The following is an 18,806-nucleotide window of genomic DNA, read 5'->3' as shown; positions in this document are numbered from 1 at the left end:
ATCATAAAAAGTGTGTAGTAAAGTGTGTAGTACAAACGAATAGGAATCATCAGATGAGGATGATAAAAGTATAAGTCCATGTACTTGTAGAAATGCAGGTATGTGGGCTTTTTTTATTATCAAAAATTCAAATGGATTATGGAAGGAGAGTTAAGATTATGAGTAATGAAATTTCATTGTTTGAGAAGCTGGGAGGTACTTATACAGAGGTGGATGGTATTTTGTATCCGAATATCGGTATGGATGATACTGATACGAAATCCGATACGGCTTCGGTTGTAGCAGCCGCCGATATCGGAAAATACGGTCATCTGTGGATTTGTTATATGAAGGAAAACCACCCTGACAGGTATCGTCATCATATTAGGCTGGGTCAGCTTCTGATTAGGGCAAAGGAAGTAAATGAGGAGGCTTATGAGATGTTAGATAGGATTGTAGAGAAGTATCTGGTGAAGCATAAGCCAAAGGATGCACATTCCACTATGGAAATGTGGAAAATAAGAGAGCAGGCAAAACAGCTTGCGGAGGAGGTTATTTATGGAGAGATTGTTTACAAGTATCACTAATGCAGGAGCGACTGCAACACAAAACAAAAATATTATGCAGACCGGTTATTATGCCGGAGAAAGAGAGGATTTTATGAGAGAAAATTTATTTATGACTGAAACAACTATGGCACCTGTTAAAATTGCACTGGATCATGGCTGGAGTTCCATTAAGGGCGAGCATACTTTTATGGAGACTTCTATAGTTCCGGTGGATTATGAGCCTCTTACCAAGAACGGACTTTTGGAGTATAAAGGGAAAAAGTATATCGTAGGACAGGGCAGACTTGGAAAGCAGGCAACCAAGACAGAGAATGAGAACTATTTTCTGCTGACCCTTGCAGGGATTGCCAAGGAATTGCAGTATCAGGGTAAGACAGCGGCTTCTCATGTGGAATTATATGCAGGTGTGCCTCTGACCTTGTTTGGTGCGGAGCGTAAGGAGTTTCGTGATTATCTGTGGCATAAGGAGCGTATTTCTTTTACCTTTGAGGGAGTGCATTATTCTTTCTTCATGGATAAGGTAAAGATTTATGCCCAGTGTTATGCAGCTATTGCGAACCGTATGGGAGATATGGACAGACTCAGATGTGTGGACTTGGGCTCCTGGACCTTGGATATATTAAGCGTCCGTGACAGAATCCCTATGGATAAGGATGCCTGTACTTATGAGCTTGGACTGATTACCACCATTGAGCGTATCAAAAAGGAAGCCCTTCCCAAGTTAAAGTGTGAAATGCCGGAGGATGACATTGTTGATGTTATCCGTGGAAAGCAGTCCAATGTAAATGCTGACTTTATCCCTTTTATTGAGAAGGGCTTACAGCAGTATGCAGACGAGGTGGAAGCGAAGCTTCGGGAGATTAAGGTGGATTTAATGCATGAGAATATTGTGTATGTGGGCGGTGGCACCTGTGTGATGAAGCGTTTTGGCAGAGCGCAGGGCAGAAACATCCAGTATGTAACGGATGTGAAAGCCAATGCCATCGGCTACCGTTATCTTGCAGAAAATCTGGGATAGGAGGCTTTTATGGGAAATGCAATATCTTTTCGGTTGAATCCGAAATGTGAAAGTGACAGAAAAATCCTTGCGTGGCTGGAGGCAAAATCCAGCCAGCCGGGATATCTGAATCAGACAGAGCTTATCAAGCAGGCATTGTTTTCTGCTATGGAAAGTGAGCAAAGGGGCATTCGGGAAAAGGAAACCACAGAATGGATGGAGCAGGCAATCAAAAGCATGGCAGAGGAATTTACCAAGGTGGTGCAGGAGTCCTCACAGAATATGGCTAACAATATGTTTGCCGGAGTTCTGGGAGCAATGGCTCAGCAGATGAATATGGGAGTTGTTCCTATGGCTACGTTGCCGATGTCTGGTGCAGTTCCTAATGGTATGACAGTTGCTGTACCGAATGTAATGCCTTCTGCTGTAGCAGCTAATGTGCCGGAGCCAACGGTTCCCGATAATGAACTTGCCGCAGATACTTCCAATGCTATGGATAGTGCCACAAAAGATATGCTTGGAAGTCTGTTTGATATGGATGATGAGTAAGAAAATGAAAAATCACAGTATGACGGACTGTCTTACAAAAAGGTGCCTTGTATGAGGAAATGACCTTATCTGTAAGACAGTTCTTTTTCTATGGGAAAAGCTGTGATACGAAATTCTTACGAAGCCAGCCAAGCCTTTGGCAAAAAATAAAGTCTGCTTGCAGGCTTTATTTTTATGTCCATAAGGCGAAAAAGCTAGGGCTTGGGGATGTCAAATCCCCAACAAGTTCCTGCCCGTGTATATACAGGGCGGAACTTGCTCTACCTTATGCGACGTATCCGGAGCCCATGCCGACTTAGGTCGGCACGCATCAGCGAAAGAAGGATTTCTTAAGGAAAATGATGCGGAGGCTATAGCAGGATTTCTTATGAGAAATGTGATTAGCAGATTTCTGTAAGACAGGTGTATGACACATTTCCATATATTCGGCGAGCGAATTATAACGAGCCGCAACAGACTGCTAAAGGAAATATCCGTGAGTGCAACGAGCGCATTGGTGAGCGACCTTAGGGGAGCGAGGCTATGCACGGGAGGGGAGATGCAGAATCTGCATCGGGGAAAATCTTCTGACGTATCCGGCAGTTTAATTATTCTATTGGAGTAGCAATTAAAAATTTATATTTTGTAGGTACGAGGGAGCAGGTATTTATTTACCTGCTTTTTTGTGTATCGGAATGGAGGAATTTATGAGAAATACAGATAAAAAGAAAGAGAATATGGTTCTGATGTCCATGCGTATTTCGGCAGAGGATAAGGAAGAGATTGAAGCGAAGGCAAGAAAGACCGGGCTTAGCACCTCGGAATATATCAGACGGTGTGCATTAGGAAGAAAGCTTCCTTGTTATGGTGATACCAGTCTGCTGAAGGAGTATTCCATGCAGCTGGGCAAGATTGGTTCCAACCTGAACCAGATAGCAAAGCACTTAAATGGTGGCGGAGATTTTTACAGCATTTATTATGAACTGAAGGAAGCCATAAGGGAGCTGTTGGATTTGAAATTTAAAATACTTCCTGCATTGGAGGATGTTGCCTGTGGAAAGAAGCGTAGGCGCAAAAGTGGAGAGGATGGTGAAGGTTAATGGCGATTTTGAAGCATATCTCAGTAAAGAACCGATTTTATTCTTCGGCGGTGGAGTATCTTACCTGCCAGTTTGATGAATATACCAACAAGCCTGTGTTGTATGAAAAAGGCAGAATACAAGAGCGTGAGAATTATCTGATTGTAGGTGTGAACTGTGATGTGGACAGCTTTGGTGCAGAATGTATCGAGGTCAATCGTCTGTATGGCAAGAATAATTCCGTAAAGGATGTAAAGGCGCATCACTATATCATCAGCTTTGAGCCAAATGATCCCATTACCATAGAGCAGGCGTTGGAATTTGGCAAGCAATGGCTTTCGGTATTCGCACCGGGGCATCAGGCAGTGGTGGCAGTTCATCCGGATGGTCACAATGGCAGTCAGAATATGCACGTTCACATGGTTATCAATTCTGTCAGAAAGTATGCCGGAAAGCAGAGCAGGTGGCATGAGAAACCCTGTGAATGGAAGCTGGGCTGTAAGCACAAAAGCACCGGGAAGATGATGTTCCATGCAAAAAAGTGGGTAATGGAGAAGTGTATCCGACTGGGTTTAGGACAGGTAGATTTGCTTGCTAAGAAGCACACGGACAACTACTGGGTGGAAAAGAATCTGATGAATCAGAATGCCAAGGACGGTGTTGGTGTCACTTCTAACAGAGAATTGATTCGGGATACCATAGACAAGCTGTTGCCTTTCGTGGATTCCTTTGAGCAAATGGTTGAATGTCTGCAATTTATGTATAACTGGAAGATTCGTGTTACGAATAAAACAGTGACATTTTCCACGTCGGGTATGAAGCAGGGTATTCGAGGAAATAAGCTGGGAGAAGGTTATGGCAAAGCTGACCTTGTAGAAAGAATTGCAAAGGTTGTGGCAGAGCGTAATGCGGAAAAAGAAGCCCGTCGCATTGCTGAGGAAGTAGCAAGGGTAAAAGCAGAGGCACTTGCCAGAGAAGAGGCTGCAAGGAAGGAGAAACAGCTACAGGAGGAGCAGAAGCAGAGAGAGCTTCTTGCGCGGAAAAGAAAACTGGCATTTGACAGAAATCGTATTTGTCAGGATTATTGTAGTGAAGAGCTTGCAAGAGAGGACTGGAATAAAGACTATGTGGATTATCTGCAATCACAGTTTATAAATGTAAATGATGCAGCCGGATTCATGGAAGGGGAGCTTACAGCACCGGTTATGACCAAAGATGAGTTTGAGCGACAGCAGGCAGTAGAACTGTATCATGAAAAAGCTGCCAGAGCAGTAGAACTTTGGGATATGGTGTTAAGCCAGCTTTCCAGTTCTACCCATAAGTGGAAGTGGGAGTATATGGATTATTTGGAAGATATCAAATACCAAGATACAGCAGATGTGACTTTGGAGATGGCAAAGGAAGATATTATGTCTTATGAGGAATTTGCGGAAGTGAAGGACGCAGAGAAAGCAATACAAGAGCAGATTTCTGAGACTGTAGAGGATTCTAAGATCGCAGCTATTCAGACTGCTTCAATAGACGAGCTACTGGCTATTGTAGTATCAGAGGAAGCAGATGTTGAAATTCCTGAGACAGAAGAAAAAGTATCAGAAGATACAGAGGTTTTTCCGGAAACGATTGATTATACTAAGCTGTCTATGGAAGAACGTGCTTCGCTTCTACCTGTGCCTACAGATGATTATACAGCAGAATATAATGCTTACTGTCAGCGTATGGGATATACGAGAGAGAAGATGAATAGTATCCGTTATAAGATGACTGTGTATGATGAATTTATGGCTGAATATCAGTATCGTAAGAAATACTATGGTGTAAGAGATGATTCGAGAAGTATCAGCGTACAGAAGAGTAGAGAAACAAGGTAGTAATTATTAAAACGTAATATTTGCTATATTGTTATGTTGTGGGCGAATTGTTGTAATTTACAGTTCGCCCTTTAATAAAAAATATAGAAAATATAAGTGGAATGAACCTCCTGAACATGGTAAAGTGTAGGTTGTACAAGTAGCGTAGTTGTATGTGTTATAAAGCTATTGATTGGTAGGTAAGATATGTTTGATAATTATGAAAGAAAATTGCATAAGTGTATTGCCAAATTTATAAAAAGAGCGAATAAAGACTATCCGGATTGGAGCGAAAGTCACGACAATGGTGAATGGGAAATCGACTTAGTTGAATTTGATGATATGTGCAATATTATCTTTGAAATAATTAAGACCACATCCTGTGATGAAGCTTCGGAGCAAATGCTTGATGATATTTTATTTGGGATAGCAAGGGATAATGAAGGTAGCCTTATTGTAGGCATGTTATTAAAATACCCTGAGTGGTATGTATGCCTATGCAGGAAAGTACTGTCCACCGATTATATAAATGCAAAATGGCAGTTTGCGGAGACCCTAAAGGATTATAATGGTAAGGATGAAATACGGGAGTTGATATTCGATTTTTTACAGGTGGATAACGAATATACACAGCGTCTTGCCTTGAAATCTTTAGCATATCTCTATCCGGACAAGGCAGAGAAGTACGCAATAGATTTTTGGTGGAGAGATAAATATAAGGATGATGATTACGCATCAGAATACCAAAAGATTATGGTGCTTCATGTGTTATATATTATTCATTCAAAGGAGCTTGAAAATTATCTGGATCTTGCGGATAAAAGTGAATATCACTATTTGAAGGAAAATGCAAGGGAAATTAGACAGAATATGTTGAAAGAGCAATGCTAATTGGGAGTGAGGTTTTAGGTGTGGAAGACAAAATTGAGAAATTGAATATTGAAAATACAGATACCATAGATGGTTTGGCGTATGAACAGGAGACTTCCATCTTAATACTTCTTTTAGCAGATGGAATGGATTGGTCAGATATGAATCGTCATTTATTGTTGTTGCAGGAGAAACTTAATACCTATATCTGGTACATAGATTCAAGACAATATGAAGAAAAATATACTGATGTTAAAAAAATAGAAATTCGTGTAAGTTTTCTATTTCAGGAGCCGGAGATATGTCATAAGCTTTTAGAAAGAGCAAAACTGGTGTTTTTGAATGCTTTTGAAAATTTGGAAATGATTGTGGAGCATGGAACAAAGTAGTGGAGGAATTGAACATGGATAAAGCAACCGAAATGTATAAGGAAATAATAGATGAACTTGCCAATATGTCAAAGGATTGTGCCGATGCCAGAGGTGTGAAAAAGGGCAAGCTGCCGGGAACCGATGCAGAGCAAATGGGCATGAATGACATATTAAAAAAGCTTAATGATACTGAACGTGATATTTTGGCAGAGCTGATAATAGATGTATATCATTCCGGAATATATGACACCTTGGAAAAACTGGAATGGCTTAGGTGTTGTAAAAATATGGAGCTTACAGTAGAGGGTGAAAAGCTACCATTGGATAAGTATGAGGGCATACCAAATGATTATATCGGTCGCAGGAGTGATTGGGAGTGGCCTGAAGAGGATTAATTTTACGGAGATGGCATATGGTTCGTGGATGGATGGTGCCAGATGAGATGGAAGAAGGGAAAGTAAAATGTCAATATATATGATTCGAAGCAAATCCAGAGGACAGCAGAAAAAATTTAAAAGATTGTTAAGCTGGCTGGATAAAATAGAGCCATTTAAAAATACAAATGATTTACTCTTCAAAGATGTAGAGGATAAATTTGAGCATTTTCATGTTCCATGCGGACCATGGCTTTCAAAGCCAAAAACCTCCGGTAAGATAAAGACTGCGTTTTGTAAGGAATGGATTAAAAAGACTGAGGAATTTATTGATAACAAACCGAAGGATATACCCTTTTGCAAGGTGGTAGCAGCCATAACCTATCCGGAAGTACGGGAGTCCCAGATTATTATTTTCTATGACGAGGAATATTATCATTCTTTTTGGGATAGGAAAGGACCTTATCAGATATGGACGCTGGTAGATACTAAGCGTTCCTTTATGAAGGAAAGAGGAATCATGACAGAATTACCGGAGATAGGTTATTTAGAAGAGCTTAATGATGAAGACTATTGTGCTAAGTCGCATATTTGGTTTTATGGTGAATGGATTTAATATGTGTTTTGGGAGGATGAGCTGAGTGTTACCTGATAATATAGACTACGAAATAGTATTTCAAAAAGCAAAAGAATTTGCATTATCTTATTCCAGCGAAATTTGTATAGATACCAGTCATAAAGAAACAGTTTACAATGATGGGAAATATTATCCATGTGTGCCTTTACGTTTTCCGGCAAAAGGGAATAAGCAATTGTTTGAAAATATTATGAGTACCGGCGTTTGCAGTAGAATGGATGGACGAACTATAGACGGTCGAAGATGGATTGCTGTATTGCTGTGGATAGAACCAGAGACATATAACTACCATAGGATTACATAGCTTTTTGTGAGGTGTGATGGATGAAAGAAAATGAATGTAGAATCATTAAAATCGATAAGGATGCATTATATGAATTTATATATGAAAATTTTATAGCAAATCATGAAGAACTGATGGATATGGATGCTGTTGGAAATATGAACACATTTGCTATCAATTGGGAGACTGGAGAATTTATCTTCTGTGCACATAAGGACGAAAATGAACACGGGGATATTGTTTCGTTTCCGAAAGACATTGATGTGAATGAATTGCTAAAGGTGATTCCGGCAACGACAAATTCTATTCTGGAACCCGGTAAAAAATATATGGATTATACCTTTGATGAGTTAAAGAAATTGCAGAAAAAGCAGGTGATTATTTGAGTATTGAAGATTTCAAATATTATTGGAGATTTAGCGATGAAAAATATGCAGTACTATCTGAACAGGAACTATCTACAATAAGTGTTATATCCAAGGATGAAGTAGAGAAGGAATGGATTCGGATTTGTGAAAAGGAAATATTTCAAGAGAGTGCATACATAAACGATATCGTTCATCATAGTGCTCCAGTATTAATTAAAGATTGCCAGTGGGGAAAGAATGAAGATAAAACCAGAGAAGCTTTTGAAACATTTTTTAGTGAATTAAATGTGGACAAGATATTGGTATATTATGACTGTGAAAATGGCTTGCAATTGCCAATTAATCTTTTTTGTACAAAGTGGTCGGATTTTTGTTATCCATCTGATTTGGTTTTGATTTTGTTGCCGTCGGTGATGGTTGTTTATTATGAGGATATAGTATATGGACCATACAGAATATAATTTGAATGCAGTAGATTTTAACTATTTCTTGGCAGAATTGAGAAAAGGCGAAATTATGAATGAAACATCCTTCTATTTTGTTGGTGAAATAAGTGAACCAGAACACTATATAGGTTGCCTTCCACAGTACGATAAACCCTACTGGGCTGGATTGTGTGATATTCCTAATGGAACGGAATTTTTAACAGCAGATGAATTAGTGAATGCAACAATTTATAGAGGAAAATCATTAAAAGAAAGATGGGATGATGTACGAATTATCTGCATGGGTGGAATTCCGGTAGATGATTACATGAAGTTGAGTGATTAGCGATAGAAACTTTAATGGTGTTATAAATCGTTTGAAACGGAGGTACTTATCATGAAGGACACTGCACCTACAATAGAGGAAATGAGAGAGGTTATACATACATTTGAAATGTTATCATTTAAAGAATTACAGGCACAGGGTATATTTGATGACAAAAGAAAAATGATAATTACAAAGCCTATGACCTATATCCTTATGTCTCATACAGACGACACCAATAAGGAAAAGATCTGGAAGTATTGTAAGAAGATAGCTTCTTTTAGTCATGCGCTAATCAAATTAAAGGACTACCAGAGAATGTTACCTTTTTCAGAGGATGTGGAATCGTAGATGTGATTATGAAAGCATTGGAAGAAAATAGGTATCCGTTCTCTGATGGGAAGAATAAAGTGGAGCCGGTGGAAGGATATTATTACGCCATAGCGACTATATCACAATCCACATACCGAAGAGAGGAAATTCTTTCACTACTTCAAGTTATTACGGATTATTTTAAGAGTAATCAGCCGGATAAACTATCGCTGCTAAAAAGGAATATGGATGTGCTTAAGAAGGGCTATCCGGACCTTGGAGAGATTGTGTTTTAAAATTTGAACTGGAGAAAATACGTGGATAAAGGAGAAAATTGTGATGAAAGGTTTTGAAGACGCGTTTACTGATTTACAGGCGGAGTTTGTATCTCTATGTATGGAGTATACAAACGGAAATGTTGATAAAATATATATCTACATTTACCAAGATACATCACAGAAAATGTTTAATGCCATTTTCGTGAAAGGAAACGATGTTATACCCGCGGGGAATTTTGCTGATGATGAAGCTTCTGACGAGTTTTTATCAATTGGAACAAAAGATATTAATAAGCTGGTTGAATTGTGTGATAGTTATCAACAAAAATGTCCCAATGAATATAAGCTGGAATTTGATGTTGCTACGCATAAATTCGATGCATCCTATCGTTATGACAACTATACCAAGAGTGGAATATCACCTGTGTCAGAGCTGATGAGCTGGTATGGAGAAATTAAAAAAATGGTTTAATAGGATTGGTGGTTTTGAGTATGGTTGCAAAGAAAGGGAAAAGAAAAATAGAATATGAAGGAAATATATTTTATTGGTTTGTACGTGTTGATGATAATGGTAACATGAGAATTCGTATTTTGTCAGATAATAAAAAGATAAATTTGGAATATCCGCCGTTTGATTCGGAAGTACCTGTGACACCATCCTATATTAGAAGTCTATTGGATAATTATTTCATGAATCATACAAGGTAAAACTTATATACGAAGGGAAAATTCGAATATGTACAAAGAGAATTTACATACAGCCAGTGGCATGTGGGGGCTATGGAACTATAATGAATATAAATACATTGACGATTATGATAAATGTTTATAACATAGATGATAGTGGGTGGACTTAACATGGCGATATGGCAGTTTCAATGCAATATTATACCGGCAAGATTAAATTTTGATAGATTAAGTCATGATGAAATGATTTCGTGGAAAGGGATACCTCAACCACCGCATAATCTTAAGTTTCTTGAACAGGAGGATAGTTGGTCAAAAGACATTATCCAGTATGGAAAATCGGATGAAACGTGTATAGAGTTCATATACATTGATAACATATTAGATGAAATAAGCTGTCGATTGGATTTGCGAAGTCTTACGAAAACCAACTTAATTTCAGTGATTGAATATGTACAAGAAATCGGTGCAATGTTTCTTGTGGGAGATAAGATTTACTCACCACGAATGGAAGAGATAATTGGGGTTATGAAAAAATCAAGAGCAAATCGGTTTTGCAAAAATCCAGTGGAGTACATTTTATCTCAAAATGAAAAATTAGAAATTTAGCAACACAATGCCGGGAGGGATCGATATGTATTTGAAACTGAATAATTATGAATATAAAATCACTGCTGCTAATGTAGGTTTTGAGATGTCAGAAGATAACAAATCATTAATCATGTTTCTGGATATAGACGGAAGCTATGAGGGTGAAGATTTGGATTATGAGCTTAGAACCATTAGATTGTATCATAATAATGGTTTTCATATCGGAGTAAAAGAACCAAATAAATTAATAGGAAAAAGCTTTGAATGGAATGAGGCTTATAATAACAAGGGCGAAGAGGCAGGAACTTTGTATGTGCTAGAGCACGAGGATGTCACATCAGGAAAAATTGATATTTTAGATGTTACGCAGGATTTGATTAAGGTAAAATGGTCCGGTCAGGCGAATGTGTTTTGGAATGAGGAATGTGGAGAAAACGTTTCTTTTGAAGCAGAAGTAGAAGCAAAAGTGCCATCTGTTCCAAAGGTAAAGGTGATAAATGGCTTTAAGGAGACAAAATTAAAAATAGATAAAAATACAGAAATCGAGCTGTTGAATTTTTCGGATATGGTAATGGAAGCAGAAAGGTGCAAGGAGTCATATCTGAAAAATGATTCGAATGCATGGTCTACTTTTGATAAAGCATTAAAGCTGAAGCTTACATATATGAAAAAGGAATATTACGGAGAGGCTGTATATCAGGGCTCGGGAACGAAATGTTATACGGTATTTGATGACCAGTGCCCTTTAAATGTGCAAATTACAAAGACTTCCATGTGGATTGAGAACGAGGAATATAAGTTTTATATTTTGGTAGAGGCTAAAATTGAGTAATATGGTTGAACAAAAAATAGTAAGGATGTAAAAAAATGATTGTAGAATTTCATGGCATGAAGTGTCGCTGCAGCACATACCGAACAAATGGAGAAGATAAGAATATTTTAACGCTTTTGAATGCAAAGGATTGGGAGAAATCATTGCAATATGATTTTACGGAGCCGCAATACGGTTTGTGGTGTCATTTCTTGACGGAAGAGGAAATGATGCTGTGAAAAACAGTTCTGTCAGACCGACTTTTGAGTATAATGGACAGTATTATAGAGTGGATGAAGTTTGTTTTTCGGATAAACCATTTATTGTGATAGAGTATGGAACATATGATGAACTTATGAATAATGCTATGGAGGATGCAGAGCCTTTTCCGTATAACTTAACTGAGGAAGAGCTATTGAATGAGGTAAAATATTCGTTGGGAATAGAAGTATGTCCGGGAGAGTATTAAGAAAAATTTATTAGTCGGAATGAAGGGATAAAATTATGAATAGAATAAAAGATGATTTTAAGTCAAAGGAATACTATCAGAAAGAATTAGAAAATCTTGAAAAAAGAATTAATCGATATAAAGATAATCTTAACCAAGAGAATGCCTCAAGACTTCATATTGCAATAGGCTTAAAGCTATTATCTGTTATTTTGATTAAATATCAATTGGGGTATGAAATTGATGAGATAAAGCATGATGTTTTGGAATATATAGAAAATGATAAACAGAAGGTTCTGTACTGTGAAGGGAACCTAACATATGACGATGTGGCTAATTTACTCTCATTAGCATATTTGTTTGATGTTGATTCTGAGCAAGTGGATTTTATTAAAACAAAAATGGTTGAAGAAAAATACATAGATATTCGTCTGGATATTATCCGTAATTTATATTTTGAAGGAAAGTGTTATTCTTCCAAAGGTTTTTATTATAGGGATAAGGGGTATTTCGGAGATTTTAGTAAAGAAAATGGAGGGATTGTAGATGTTTACAATGCTCCTGATGCAGAAAGAACTGACTTGTTTTTAAGGCATTTGAACACTGTAAAGGACAAGCATCACAGAAAGCTTGTAAAGTATTATGAGTCATTAGCGGAAGACAGATATACATATACCGGTGCTACTGATATTGTGCTGACAGCAGTTGCAAAAGCGCTAGCGCTTGATATGTCTGCACTATGCGATTCGAAATATATCGCCTCCGATTTATTGTAAGGAACTACAGGTTGGGTATGTTGCAGTGTTGTGATTTATGGATTGGAGTGATTAAATGTTCGGAATAGAATTTGGTAATCTTGCCTTTAATTGCGAGGTTTCAGAACAGACTTTATGTATAGTAGTTGCAGGAAAAAATGAAACATCAAGCATTGATGAATTTATTCAAAAAGCTTTGGACTATCAGATAAAGAATGATTTTTCTTGTGATGCTGAAGAATATAAAAACTGTGTTTTTGTAGATGCTACAGACGATGTTGTAAAATGGCTACATGAAATTATTGAGGGAATGAATCGAAAAGTATCCTTTGAAATAGGAGAACCCATAAAAACCTTAACAGGTACTATAACAGATTTTGACAATGCTTGGGTTATAGAAACAAAGGAAATGTTTTATTATATATTTTGGTGTACAACGGCATAAATAGATTTGATTATTGTGGAGGAGCGACTATGGATATACATGAAATCTATCAGGAAGATAATAAATTTGAGGGTGAGGAGAGCATATATTACGTTCTTGTTGGAAAAGGTGACTCGTCCAGATGGGACAAGAGTCACAAGTATTATATTATTACACGTTCTGCTGTTGCAATCTATGATATAAACGCTGCCAGTATGGTGAAGAAGATAAAGGTTATGACATGGCCTATACCTAACGAGGAACATGATGCACAGGAGAAAAACAGCGGATATTTTAACAGATTTAAAGAGGGTGTCATTTATAAGGTGGCAGGAAGATTACAGTATAGTTACTTCGGAGAACTTGCATTTCTGTACATCAGAGAGGTTTTGGAAGAAAATGCATCCGGAACAAAGCTTGATAAAAATCAGGAAAAGTATCTGGCACCAATTGTCTTAGAGGATGAGGTGCTGGGGAAATTAGTGTTAGAAAAATCGGAAGGTCTGTTTGAAGGTAAGTATGATTTTGCAGGTAATGACATCACAATTTATATTGAGGTAGAGTGGGACAGTAAGGCAACTTGGAAAAAGCCTTTGACTGTTGCCAGAGATTTTGCAGAGCATATTGCTTCAAAGGATGAGGTGTTTAGATCGTATATTGCATCTGATGAGGATCTGTATGATGCTGCATTGGAGTGCGTGGAAGAATATGAAGATGAATGCGAAATTCATTTTTCTACACCGGAAGAATTTGCAGACGCATTAAAGGGTCGAATGAAATATATATTTGTGAATCAGAATGGCTCTTATACTGTAGGATACGATGATGGTTATGTATTTGGTGGACATGAGATAGATGTGGATGTAAATTCTAAGGGTGAAATGGTGTGTGCCGAGATGAGATAAAACATAGGAGCATGAGAAATAAGATGAGTGAAAAATCTGTTTTTATAAACCATTGGTTATATTCAAAGCCTAATCCGGAACCAAATAAAGCTGGAAATGTTGTTAGACGTGATTAATTCCGAGATTCAGAAATTTAATGAATGCGGATTGGCTGAATGGAGCGGAATCTTGGATGAAGCGATTGCTAAATTTGATTTAGGAAATCCAAGAAGTTGATTTTGTTGCAAGCGGGCTGTTTAGGCCCGCCTGAAGTATTTTTGGGTATTTATTTCTTGTCGGAATCTGCAATCTCTTCCAATGTACCAATGCTTTTGATAAAGTCCTGTTCAACTGGGGAAATGGTGTTTTCCAAGCGGTTCTTGTACTTGGTGTATTCGGCATGAGCCTTATCAAGTGCCTGCTTGTGGCTGATGTGACCGCTACTGGTAAGAATATCACGGCGGGTCATTTTCAGATAGTCGTCAATGGTTTCCAACCAGTCCTTCATATACATTGGTTCCTGATTAAGAGCATGTACCTCGGCGATATCAAGGTAGGCGGTAACTATTTTATTTAAAGCATCCAGCTCCTGCTGGGTGAGATAGTTTTTGGCAACTTCCACATCGGAGCGACGGATGGTGTCACTAGCCCATGAAGTAAGTCCCATATTATCTTTTTCAGCATCGGCACGCTGGTAAATAACTTCTGCGGCTGTGTGCTTGTGTGCTGCCCAGTGCATCTTATTCTGCACCTGCTTAAAGAATAGGACGGAGCTTTCTGCACTAGGATCGTAATCGATGCTGGTAGCATAGATTTCCAGAACCTTTCTCCAGAATACTTTTTCGGATGACCGGATGTCTCTGATACGGGCAAGCAATTCGTCAAAGTAATTGCCGCCGCCAAGTTTCTTCAGTCGGTCATCATCTAATGCAAATCCCTTTTTCATATATTCCTTTAAAATTCCCATAGCCCAGATACGGAACTGTGTACCACGGTGGGATTTTACACGGTAGCCTACGGAGATGATTACATCGAGATTGTAGTAATCGACATTGTAGGTTTTTCCGTCGGTGGCAGTTGTTGCAAAATTTGCAACAACTGAAATGCGCTGTAATTCTCCCTCTTCAAAGATGTTTTTGATATGGCGAGATATAGTGGATTTATCACGCTGAAACAACTCTGCCATCTGGTCAATGGACAGCCAAACAGTATCTTCTTCAAAGGTAGTTTCTATTTTTGTCAAACCATCTTCGGTTGTATACATAATAATATTCGATTTGTTCATGTGTATGTCCTCCCGCTATTCAAGATTGCTGTCATTATTCTTTTTTGCCCTGCTCTTATACACATTGTACTGGTTTTTACATTGTGGTGAACAGAATTCCATATTTGGTCTGGTGGCAACAAAAGCCTTGCCGCAGTGCTTGCATACCTTCATGGTGGAGTTTTCATCCGTCAGCATAAAGGAAAACATCATTTGGACGCATAACAACAAGGAATTGAAATCCCAGACAATGGTAGGGCGTTCCCGTAGTTCTATGCGGTAGGTAGGTGCCACACCGCCGAAAGCCGCCATTCCCTGACGGTATAGGTTACGCTCATTCTCATCTAGTCTGTCATAATCCAGATAATAAAGAAAGCTGGAGAAGAAGGTAAATGCCCAGTCTCGGAATACTTCAACAAGCCATTCATAAGGCTCTGCATATTCCTTCTGAAAGCTCATCATAACAGCCTGCGGCTTATTCTTCATGGTCATAATCAAGGCAATCATTTCCACGCAATCCGTACTCCAACTGGATTCCACACCCATTTTGCGGAAATCAATGTTGTCAAAAGGGAAGAAGTAGGACAAATACTTCTCTGTAGAGATGCTTTCTTCCTTGATAAAATGATTCTTTGGCAGATAGACTGCCTCATATGTAATAAAATCCGGTGTGGTAGGCAGGGCAGTCATTAGTCCCAGCATACCGTATTCGGATACAAAGCTCATAATGGCTTCTTTTAATTCAACTTCACTTGCCTTGTTCATGGCAGTAGTACCGATGTTAATTGCGGTCAGCACCAGCTTCTCATAATCCTTGATAGGATTGTAGATGGATGGCTTGGCATCCGCAGAAGGTGTAATATAACACTTTCCGTTTGCGGCTGTTCGCCATTCGTATTTATCATATTTCACCCAGTTGGAACTGGATTTCTGAAAGATATTCTTCATAGTAATTCCTTTCTGTGCAAAAACTATTACTATCATAGCACGTCTGTATGCATATTTAAACTTTTTTTTTACGATCCGATCGATTATTTTTCTTGCGTTTCTTGGTTTCTTCCTTTGCCTGGTTTTCCTGTTCTCTGGCAATTCTTCTTACCACTACACCGATTTCCTTTAGTAGAGCCAGCTTTTCTTTATCCAGTTTTTCCATAGTAGCCGGGATCTCTTCTTCATGTCTTAATAGGAAGTCCAGTTCTTCCATGGTAAGATTACCATTGGTAGAAGGAAAATCCTCTCCCTGCCTGTCCACCAGTATCATAAGAACCTTTTTCTCAATCTGACCAAGAATAGTAGAGCGGACACCACGGATATTTCTGTCGCTCTGATTACGTAAAGCAGCAAGCTGACTGGTAGTGAAATCTCTAAGATATAGGAAGTATATCAACTCCTTATGGTCGTCCTTTAAGTCATAAATAATCTTGGAATAGTCCTCATCGGAAAGGGAGTTGTGCATCTCAAAAGGACAGTTAGAGATAATGTCTATATAGTCCCCTTTCATAAGCTGTCGCCAGTAAGCATGATTGATGGGAGCCGGGATAACAATGGCAAGTGGTGCCACATCCTTCTTGCTGTCTAGGTTTTCTCTGCCGATTTCGTGATATCGCTCCTTGCGTTCTCTGTTGGAATCTAATAGGTCCCATTCCCTTATCACTTCCTCAAAATCCGAAACAGTGCGGGCACCGTCCTCCAGTCGCTTTAAAGCAATGGCACGAAGCTCCTTTTTTAACATGGTCTTATTGGGGTGCTCATCCTTCGGCTGGAAATTATCATCTTTTATGGGATGTAATTCCTGTTCCAAATCCATTTCATTAAAATGCTCTAATTCAATTTGTAATTCCTGCTGGGATGCCTCAAAGGTAATATCCTCATCTATGGAAAAGGCTCCGTCTTCGCTGTCGAAGTTATGAGAATATTCCCAGAAGTCCATCAATTCCTGATGTTTTCTAATGTTCATTTATCCGTAAAACCTGCCTTGTATATACATATTTAAAATTTTTTGCAACTTTTTTTAAAAACACTTCCGCAAAACCCCTTCTAAATCTCCTATAAGTGAGAGAGTAATAGTTTTTGATAAGAAACGATTACTTTTGAAAAGAAATGGTATGCGCATAACCATTATAACATGACACAAACAAATGTTCTGTATTTTTGGAGAAAAAACAGAAATTTATTTGTGTTTGGCTTAGAAATAGGATTTTGAGGAGGTAGAAGAATGAAGGATAAGGCTTTATTGACTGTAAAAGAGTTTTGCTCTTATTTGGGGATTGGTCAGACAAAGGCACGTGAGTTGTTGGCTGAAAATGCTGATGTATTCGCGGTTCGCATCGGAAACAGACTGTATGCTCACAAGGGCAAGCTGGATGAATGGCTTTTGAATCAGATTGGATGCTAGGAAATTTGATTCATAAAAAGACAATGAATTTATTAAATAACCATGAAACTAATTGAAAATTAAGTGTGTATATGCTACAATTGGGTGGACTGATGGTTCCTTTCAACGTATATACACGCTGGAAGGAGGCAGATATGGGTAAATCCATAAAAGGTAAAGAACTTGGTAAAGGCATTACACAGAGAAAGAGTGATGGACTTTATCAGGGACGATTTGTGAATCGTTTCGGCAAGACGCAGACCATATACGCAAGCAATCTGAATGAACTTCGTAAAAGGATGCGTGAGGAACAGTATGAGGATGAGAAGGCACTGAATGTTGTCACCAAGGATGTAACCCTTGATGAGTGGTATGAGATTTGGATGAATACCTGTAAGAAGAATTGCAGGAATTCCACTAGGGAATCCTATGCCACACATTATAAGCGGATACAGAAGGAGCTTGGGTGGCGTAAGCTGACATCATTGAACCTGATTATCATGCAGAATGCACTCAATGAGCTTGTTTCTGATAATGCCAGAAAGAACACGAAAAAGATTCTGGTGGATATGCTGGAAAAAGCAATCGACTCTGATTTACTTACAAAAAATGTTGCAAAGCAATTAAACACGGTGATTTCCAAGGAAGATAAGAAGGAAAGACGTGTACTGACAGTAAGTGAAGCAGAGTTGTTTTTAGGTGAGGCACAGAGTAGTTTCTACTATAATCTGTTTGTGCTTGCCATAGAAACCGGAATGCGTATTGGAGAGCTTTGTGGTGTTCAGTGGAAGGACATTGATTTTGACAAGAAGGTACTGTATGTGCGTCACACATTGTGCTATTTTCAAAAAGATGGTAAGTACATTTTTGAGATGCACGATGCAAAGACCAAGAATGGAAGACGAACGATTCCATTAACCACGAGGGCGTTGGAGGCATTGAAACGACAGCGCATTCAAAAACAGAAGATTCTCTTTAAGGGAATCGAAACAGAGGAACAGTACAGGGACTTGGTGTTTGTTACGAAAAACAACAGACCTACACAACAGTTCATAGTGCAGGAGGCAATCGGTGCCATTGTAAACCGGATTCGAAAAGAGCATCCTGACTATGAGATGTTTTCACCACATTGCTTAAGACATACTTTTGCAACCAGAGCAATTGAGAACGGAATGCAGCCAAAGACATTACAGAAGATTCTCGGACATGGCTCCTTGCAGATGACAATGGATTTGTATTGTCATGTGACAGAGGATACACTGTTTACAGAGATGATGAAGATGGAAAAGGCTGTGTAAGCTCAAAAGTGTGTAGTAAGTGTGTAGT

28 protein-coding genes are annotated in these 18,806 nt (G+C 38.6%); 25 read left to right on the top strand and 3 right to left on the bottom strand.

Going from position 1 to position 18,806, the window contains the following annotated elements:
- Positions 1 to 158 precede the first annotated feature (158 nt).
- From DXD11_RS04325 to DXD11_RS04210, 23 genes are all read left to right on the top strand, one after another.
- Positions 159 to 566 (top strand): TnpV protein, encoded by a 408-nt coding sequence (locus tag DXD11_RS04325; protein ID WP_015534773.1) that lies wholly within the window; start codon positions 159 to 161, stop codon positions 564 to 566.
- On the top strand, positions 538 to 1,566 hold the full coding sequence (locus DXD11_RS04320) for a ParM/StbA family protein (RefSeq protein WP_118017454.1): 1,029 nt from the start codon (positions 538 to 540) through the stop codon (positions 1,564 to 1,566). Before DXD11_RS04325 ends, DXD11_RS04320 begins: the two co-directional genes overlap by 29 nt.
- Before the next feature lie 9 nt (positions 1,567 to 1,575).
- Positions 1,576 to 2,094, top strand: coding sequence for a hypothetical protein (locus tag DXD11_RS04315; RefSeq protein ID WP_015534771.1), 519 nt, complete (start codon positions 1,576 to 1,578; stop codon positions 2,092 to 2,094).
- 686 nt (positions 2,095 to 2,780) lie between these two features.
- Complete coding sequence (locus tag DXD11_RS04310) at positions 2,781 to 3,173, top strand: plasmid mobilization protein (protein WP_015534770.1); 393 nt, start codon at positions 2,781 to 2,783, stop codon at positions 3,171 to 3,173.
- Positions 3,173 to 5,020, top strand: coding sequence for a relaxase/mobilization nuclease domain-containing protein (locus DXD11_RS04305; protein WP_118757819.1), 1,848 nt, complete (start codon positions 3,173 to 3,175; stop codon positions 5,018 to 5,020). Before DXD11_RS04310 ends, DXD11_RS04305 begins: the two co-directional genes overlap by 1 nt.
- A 186-nt stretch (positions 5,021 to 5,206) precedes the next feature.
- Positions 5,207 to 5,890: a hypothetical protein gene (locus DXD11_RS04300; protein WP_118757818.1), complete on the top strand. Its 684-nt coding sequence runs from the start codon at positions 5,207 to 5,209 to the stop codon at positions 5,888 to 5,890.
- Between the two features lie 20 nt (positions 5,891 to 5,910).
- Complete coding sequence (locus DXD11_RS04295) at positions 5,911 to 6,258, top strand: DUF6572 domain-containing protein (protein ID WP_242992613.1); 348 nt, start codon at positions 5,911 to 5,913, stop codon at positions 6,256 to 6,258.
- On the top strand, positions 6,258 to 6,635 hold the full coding sequence (locus DXD11_RS04290) for a DUF6547 family protein (RefSeq protein ID WP_147360968.1): 378 nt from the start codon (positions 6,258 to 6,260) through the stop codon (positions 6,633 to 6,635). Before DXD11_RS04295 ends, DXD11_RS04290 begins: the two co-directional genes overlap by 1 nt.
- Positions 6,636 to 6,702: 67 nt before the next feature.
- Positions 6,703 to 7,230, top strand: coding sequence for a DUF3916 domain-containing protein (locus DXD11_RS04285; RefSeq protein ID WP_117549089.1), 528 nt, complete (start codon positions 6,703 to 6,705; stop codon positions 7,228 to 7,230).
- A gap of 25 nt (positions 7,231 to 7,255) precedes the next feature.
- A complete protein-coding gene (locus tag DXD11_RS04280) occupies positions 7,256 to 7,555 on the top strand; it encodes a hypothetical protein (RefSeq protein ID WP_117549088.1) in 300 nt (99 codons plus the stop codon).
- Between the two features lie 20 nt (positions 7,556 to 7,575).
- Complete coding sequence (locus DXD11_RS04275) at positions 7,576 to 7,920, top strand: hypothetical protein (RefSeq protein WP_118757817.1); 345 nt, start codon at positions 7,576 to 7,578, stop codon at positions 7,918 to 7,920.
- Entirely contained in the window at positions 7,917 to 8,363 is a 447-nt protein-coding gene (locus tag DXD11_RS04270; RefSeq protein ID WP_158564587.1) for a hypothetical protein, read from the top strand. The genes DXD11_RS04275 and DXD11_RS04270 overlap by 4 nt, the downstream gene beginning before the upstream one ends.
- On the top strand, positions 8,344 to 8,673 hold the full coding sequence (locus DXD11_RS04265; RefSeq protein WP_243003549.1) for a hypothetical protein: 330 nt from the start codon (positions 8,344 to 8,346) through the stop codon (positions 8,671 to 8,673). Before DXD11_RS04270 ends, DXD11_RS04265 begins: the two co-directional genes overlap by 20 nt.
- 51 nt (positions 8,674 to 8,724) lie before the next feature.
- Entirely contained in the window at positions 8,725 to 9,003 is a 279-nt protein-coding gene (locus DXD11_RS04260; protein WP_117549086.1) for a hypothetical protein, read from the top strand.
- Positions 9,004 to 9,011: 8 nt separating this feature from the next.
- Positions 9,012 to 9,260, top strand: a complete 249-nt coding sequence (locus tag DXD11_RS04255) for a hypothetical protein (protein ID WP_133300871.1) — start codon at positions 9,012 to 9,014, stop codon at positions 9,258 to 9,260.
- Positions 9,261 to 9,303: 43 nt separating this feature from the next.
- The gene (locus DXD11_RS04250) at positions 9,304 to 9,714 is read left to right on the top strand and encodes a hypothetical protein (protein WP_055144752.1); all 411 of its coding nucleotides are present in this window, start codon (positions 9,304 to 9,306) and stop codon (positions 9,712 to 9,714) included.
- A 20-nt stretch (positions 9,715 to 9,734) separates the two neighbouring features.
- A complete protein-coding gene (locus DXD11_RS04245; protein WP_117549085.1) occupies positions 9,735 to 9,950 on the top strand; it encodes a hypothetical protein in 216 nt (71 codons plus the stop codon).
- A 150-nt stretch (positions 9,951 to 10,100) separates the two neighbouring features.
- A complete protein-coding gene (locus DXD11_RS04240; RefSeq protein WP_055144743.1) occupies positions 10,101 to 10,538 on the top strand; it encodes a hypothetical protein in 438 nt (145 codons plus the stop codon).
- 25 nt (positions 10,539 to 10,563) lie between these two features.
- A complete protein-coding gene (locus tag DXD11_RS04235; RefSeq protein ID WP_117549084.1) occupies positions 10,564 to 11,352 on the top strand; it encodes a hypothetical protein in 789 nt (262 codons plus the stop codon).
- A 214-nt stretch (positions 11,353 to 11,566) separates the two neighbouring features.
- Complete coding sequence (locus DXD11_RS04225) at positions 11,567 to 11,800, top strand: hypothetical protein (RefSeq protein WP_055144735.1); 234 nt, start codon at positions 11,567 to 11,569, stop codon at positions 11,798 to 11,800.
- A 35-nt stretch (positions 11,801 to 11,835) separates the two neighbouring features.
- The gene (locus DXD11_RS04220; RefSeq protein ID WP_055144732.1) at positions 11,836 to 12,555 is read left to right on the top strand and encodes a PoNe immunity protein domain-containing protein; all 720 of its coding nucleotides are present in this window, start codon (positions 11,836 to 11,838) and stop codon (positions 12,553 to 12,555) included.
- Positions 12,556 to 12,610: 55 nt separating this feature from the next.
- Positions 12,611 to 12,979, top strand: a complete 369-nt coding sequence (locus tag DXD11_RS04215) for a hypothetical protein (RefSeq protein ID WP_055144730.1) — start codon at positions 12,611 to 12,613, stop codon at positions 12,977 to 12,979.
- A 29-nt stretch (positions 12,980 to 13,008) separates the two neighbouring features.
- A complete protein-coding gene (locus tag DXD11_RS04210) occupies positions 13,009 to 13,863 on the top strand; it encodes a DUF2262 domain-containing protein (protein WP_015534800.1) in 855 nt (284 codons plus the stop codon).
- A 265-nt stretch (positions 13,864 to 14,128) separates the two neighbouring features.
- Here DXD11_RS04210 and DXD11_RS04205 read toward each other — a convergent pair whose 3' ends face one another.
- The 3 genes from DXD11_RS04205 to DXD11_RS04195 are packed head-to-tail and all read right to left on the bottom strand — an operon-like array spanning position 14,129 to position 17,063.
- Positions 14,129 to 15,127 carry a virulence RhuM family protein gene (locus DXD11_RS04205; protein ID WP_118757816.1) on the bottom strand — a complete coding sequence of 333 codons (999 nt, stop codon included), beginning with the start codon at positions 15,125 to 15,127 and terminating at the stop codon, positions 14,129 to 14,131.
- A gap of 15 nt (positions 15,128 to 15,142) precedes the next feature.
- Positions 15,143 to 16,054 (bottom strand): hypothetical protein, encoded by a 912-nt coding sequence (locus DXD11_RS04200; protein WP_117549081.1) that lies wholly within the window; start codon positions 16,052 to 16,054, stop codon positions 15,143 to 15,145.
- 55 nt (positions 16,055 to 16,109) lie between these two features.
- On the bottom strand, positions 16,110 to 17,063 hold the full coding sequence (locus tag DXD11_RS04195) for a hypothetical protein (RefSeq protein ID WP_117549080.1): 954 nt from the start codon (positions 17,061 to 17,063) through the stop codon (positions 16,110 to 16,112).
- 258 nt (positions 17,064 to 17,321) lie between these two features.
- On the opposite strand from DXD11_RS04195, the gene DXD11_RS04190 reads away from it, so the two are divergent.
- Complete coding sequence (locus DXD11_RS04190; RefSeq protein WP_015534801.1) at positions 17,322 to 17,501, top strand: helix-turn-helix domain-containing protein; 180 nt, start codon at positions 17,322 to 17,324, stop codon at positions 17,499 to 17,501.
- A 134-nt stretch (positions 17,502 to 17,635) separates the two neighbouring features.
- Entirely contained in the window at positions 17,636 to 18,778 is a 1,143-nt protein-coding gene (locus DXD11_RS04185) for a tyrosine-type recombinase/integrase (protein WP_117549079.1), read from the top strand.
- Positions 18,779 to 18,806: the final 28 nt, after the last annotated feature.

The sequence above is a fragment of the Coprococcus sp. TF11-13 genome, assembly GCF_003481085.1.
GTDB classification, from domain to species: domain Bacteria; phylum Bacillota; class Clostridia; order Lachnospirales; family Lachnospiraceae; genus Coprococcus; species Coprococcus aceti.
The sequence above is the reverse complement of the archived record's forward strand: the minus strand, read 5'-3'. Positions and strand labels throughout refer to the sequence as shown.

Coding starts and splice junctions, on each gene's coding strand:
- DXD11_RS04205 (WP_118757816.1), bottom strand. CDS start 15,127: ATGAACAAATCGAATATTATTATGTATACAACCGAAGATGGTTTGACA.
- DXD11_RS04185 (WP_117549079.1), top strand. CDS start 17,636: ATGGGTAAATCCATAAAAGGTAAAGAACTTGGTAAAGGCATTACACAG.
- DXD11_RS04200 (WP_117549081.1), bottom strand. CDS start 16,054: ATGAAGAATATCTTTCAGAAATCCAGTTCCAACTGGGTGAAATATGAT.
- DXD11_RS04210 (WP_015534800.1), top strand. CDS start 13,009: ATGGATATACATGAAATCTATCAGGAAGATAATAAATTTGAGGGTGAG.
- DXD11_RS04260 (WP_117549086.1), top strand. CDS start 8,725: ATGAAGGACACTGCACCTACAATAGAGGAAATGAGAGAGGTTATACAT.
- DXD11_RS04285 (WP_117549089.1), top strand. CDS start 6,703: ATGTCAATATATATGATTCGAAGCAAATCCAGAGGACAGCAGAAAAAA.
- DXD11_RS04190 (WP_015534801.1), top strand. CDS start 17,322: ATGAAGGATAAGGCTTTATTGACTGTAAAAGAGTTTTGCTCTTATTTG.
- DXD11_RS04310 (WP_015534770.1), top strand. CDS start 2,781: ATGAGAAATACAGATAAAAAGAAAGAGAATATGGTTCTGATGTCCATG.
- DXD11_RS04315 (WP_015534771.1), top strand. CDS start 1,576: ATGGGAAATGCAATATCTTTTCGGTTGAATCCGAAATGTGAAAGTGAC.
- DXD11_RS04305 (WP_118757819.1), top strand. CDS start 3,173: ATGGCGATTTTGAAGCATATCTCAGTAAAGAACCGATTTTATTCTTCG.
- DXD11_RS04195 (WP_117549080.1), bottom strand. CDS start 17,063: ATGAACATTAGAAAACATCAGGAATTGATGGACTTCTGGGAATATTCT.
- DXD11_RS04275 (WP_118757817.1), top strand. CDS start 7,576: ATGAAAGAAAATGAATGTAGAATCATTAAAATCGATAAGGATGCATTA.
- DXD11_RS04250 (WP_055144752.1), top strand. CDS start 9,304: ATGAAAGGTTTTGAAGACGCGTTTACTGATTTACAGGCGGAGTTTGTA.
- DXD11_RS04245 (WP_117549085.1), top strand. CDS start 9,735: ATGGTTGCAAAGAAAGGGAAAAGAAAAATAGAATATGAAGGAAATATA.
- DXD11_RS04240 (WP_055144743.1), top strand. CDS start 10,101: ATGGCGATATGGCAGTTTCAATGCAATATTATACCGGCAAGATTAAAT.
- DXD11_RS04300 (WP_118757818.1), top strand. CDS start 5,207: ATGTTTGATAATTATGAAAGAAAATTGCATAAGTGTATTGCCAAATTT.
- DXD11_RS04325 (WP_015534773.1), top strand. CDS start 159: ATGAGTAATGAAATTTCATTGTTTGAGAAGCTGGGAGGTACTTATACA.
- DXD11_RS04220 (WP_055144732.1), top strand. CDS start 11,836: ATGAATAGAATAAAAGATGATTTTAAGTCAAAGGAATACTATCAGAAA.
- DXD11_RS04235 (WP_117549084.1), top strand. CDS start 10,564: ATGTATTTGAAACTGAATAATTATGAATATAAAATCACTGCTGCTAAT.
- DXD11_RS04255 (WP_133300871.1), top strand. CDS start 9,012: ATGAAAGCATTGGAAGAAAATAGGTATCCGTTCTCTGATGGGAAGAAT.
- DXD11_RS04215 (WP_055144730.1), top strand. CDS start 12,611: ATGTTCGGAATAGAATTTGGTAATCTTGCCTTTAATTGCGAGGTTTCA.
- DXD11_RS04265 (WP_243003549.1), top strand. CDS start 8,344: ATGGACCATACAGAATATAATTTGAATGCAGTAGATTTTAACTATTTC.
- DXD11_RS04320 (WP_118017454.1), top strand. CDS start 538: ATGGAGAGATTGTTTACAAGTATCACTAATGCAGGAGCGACTGCAACA.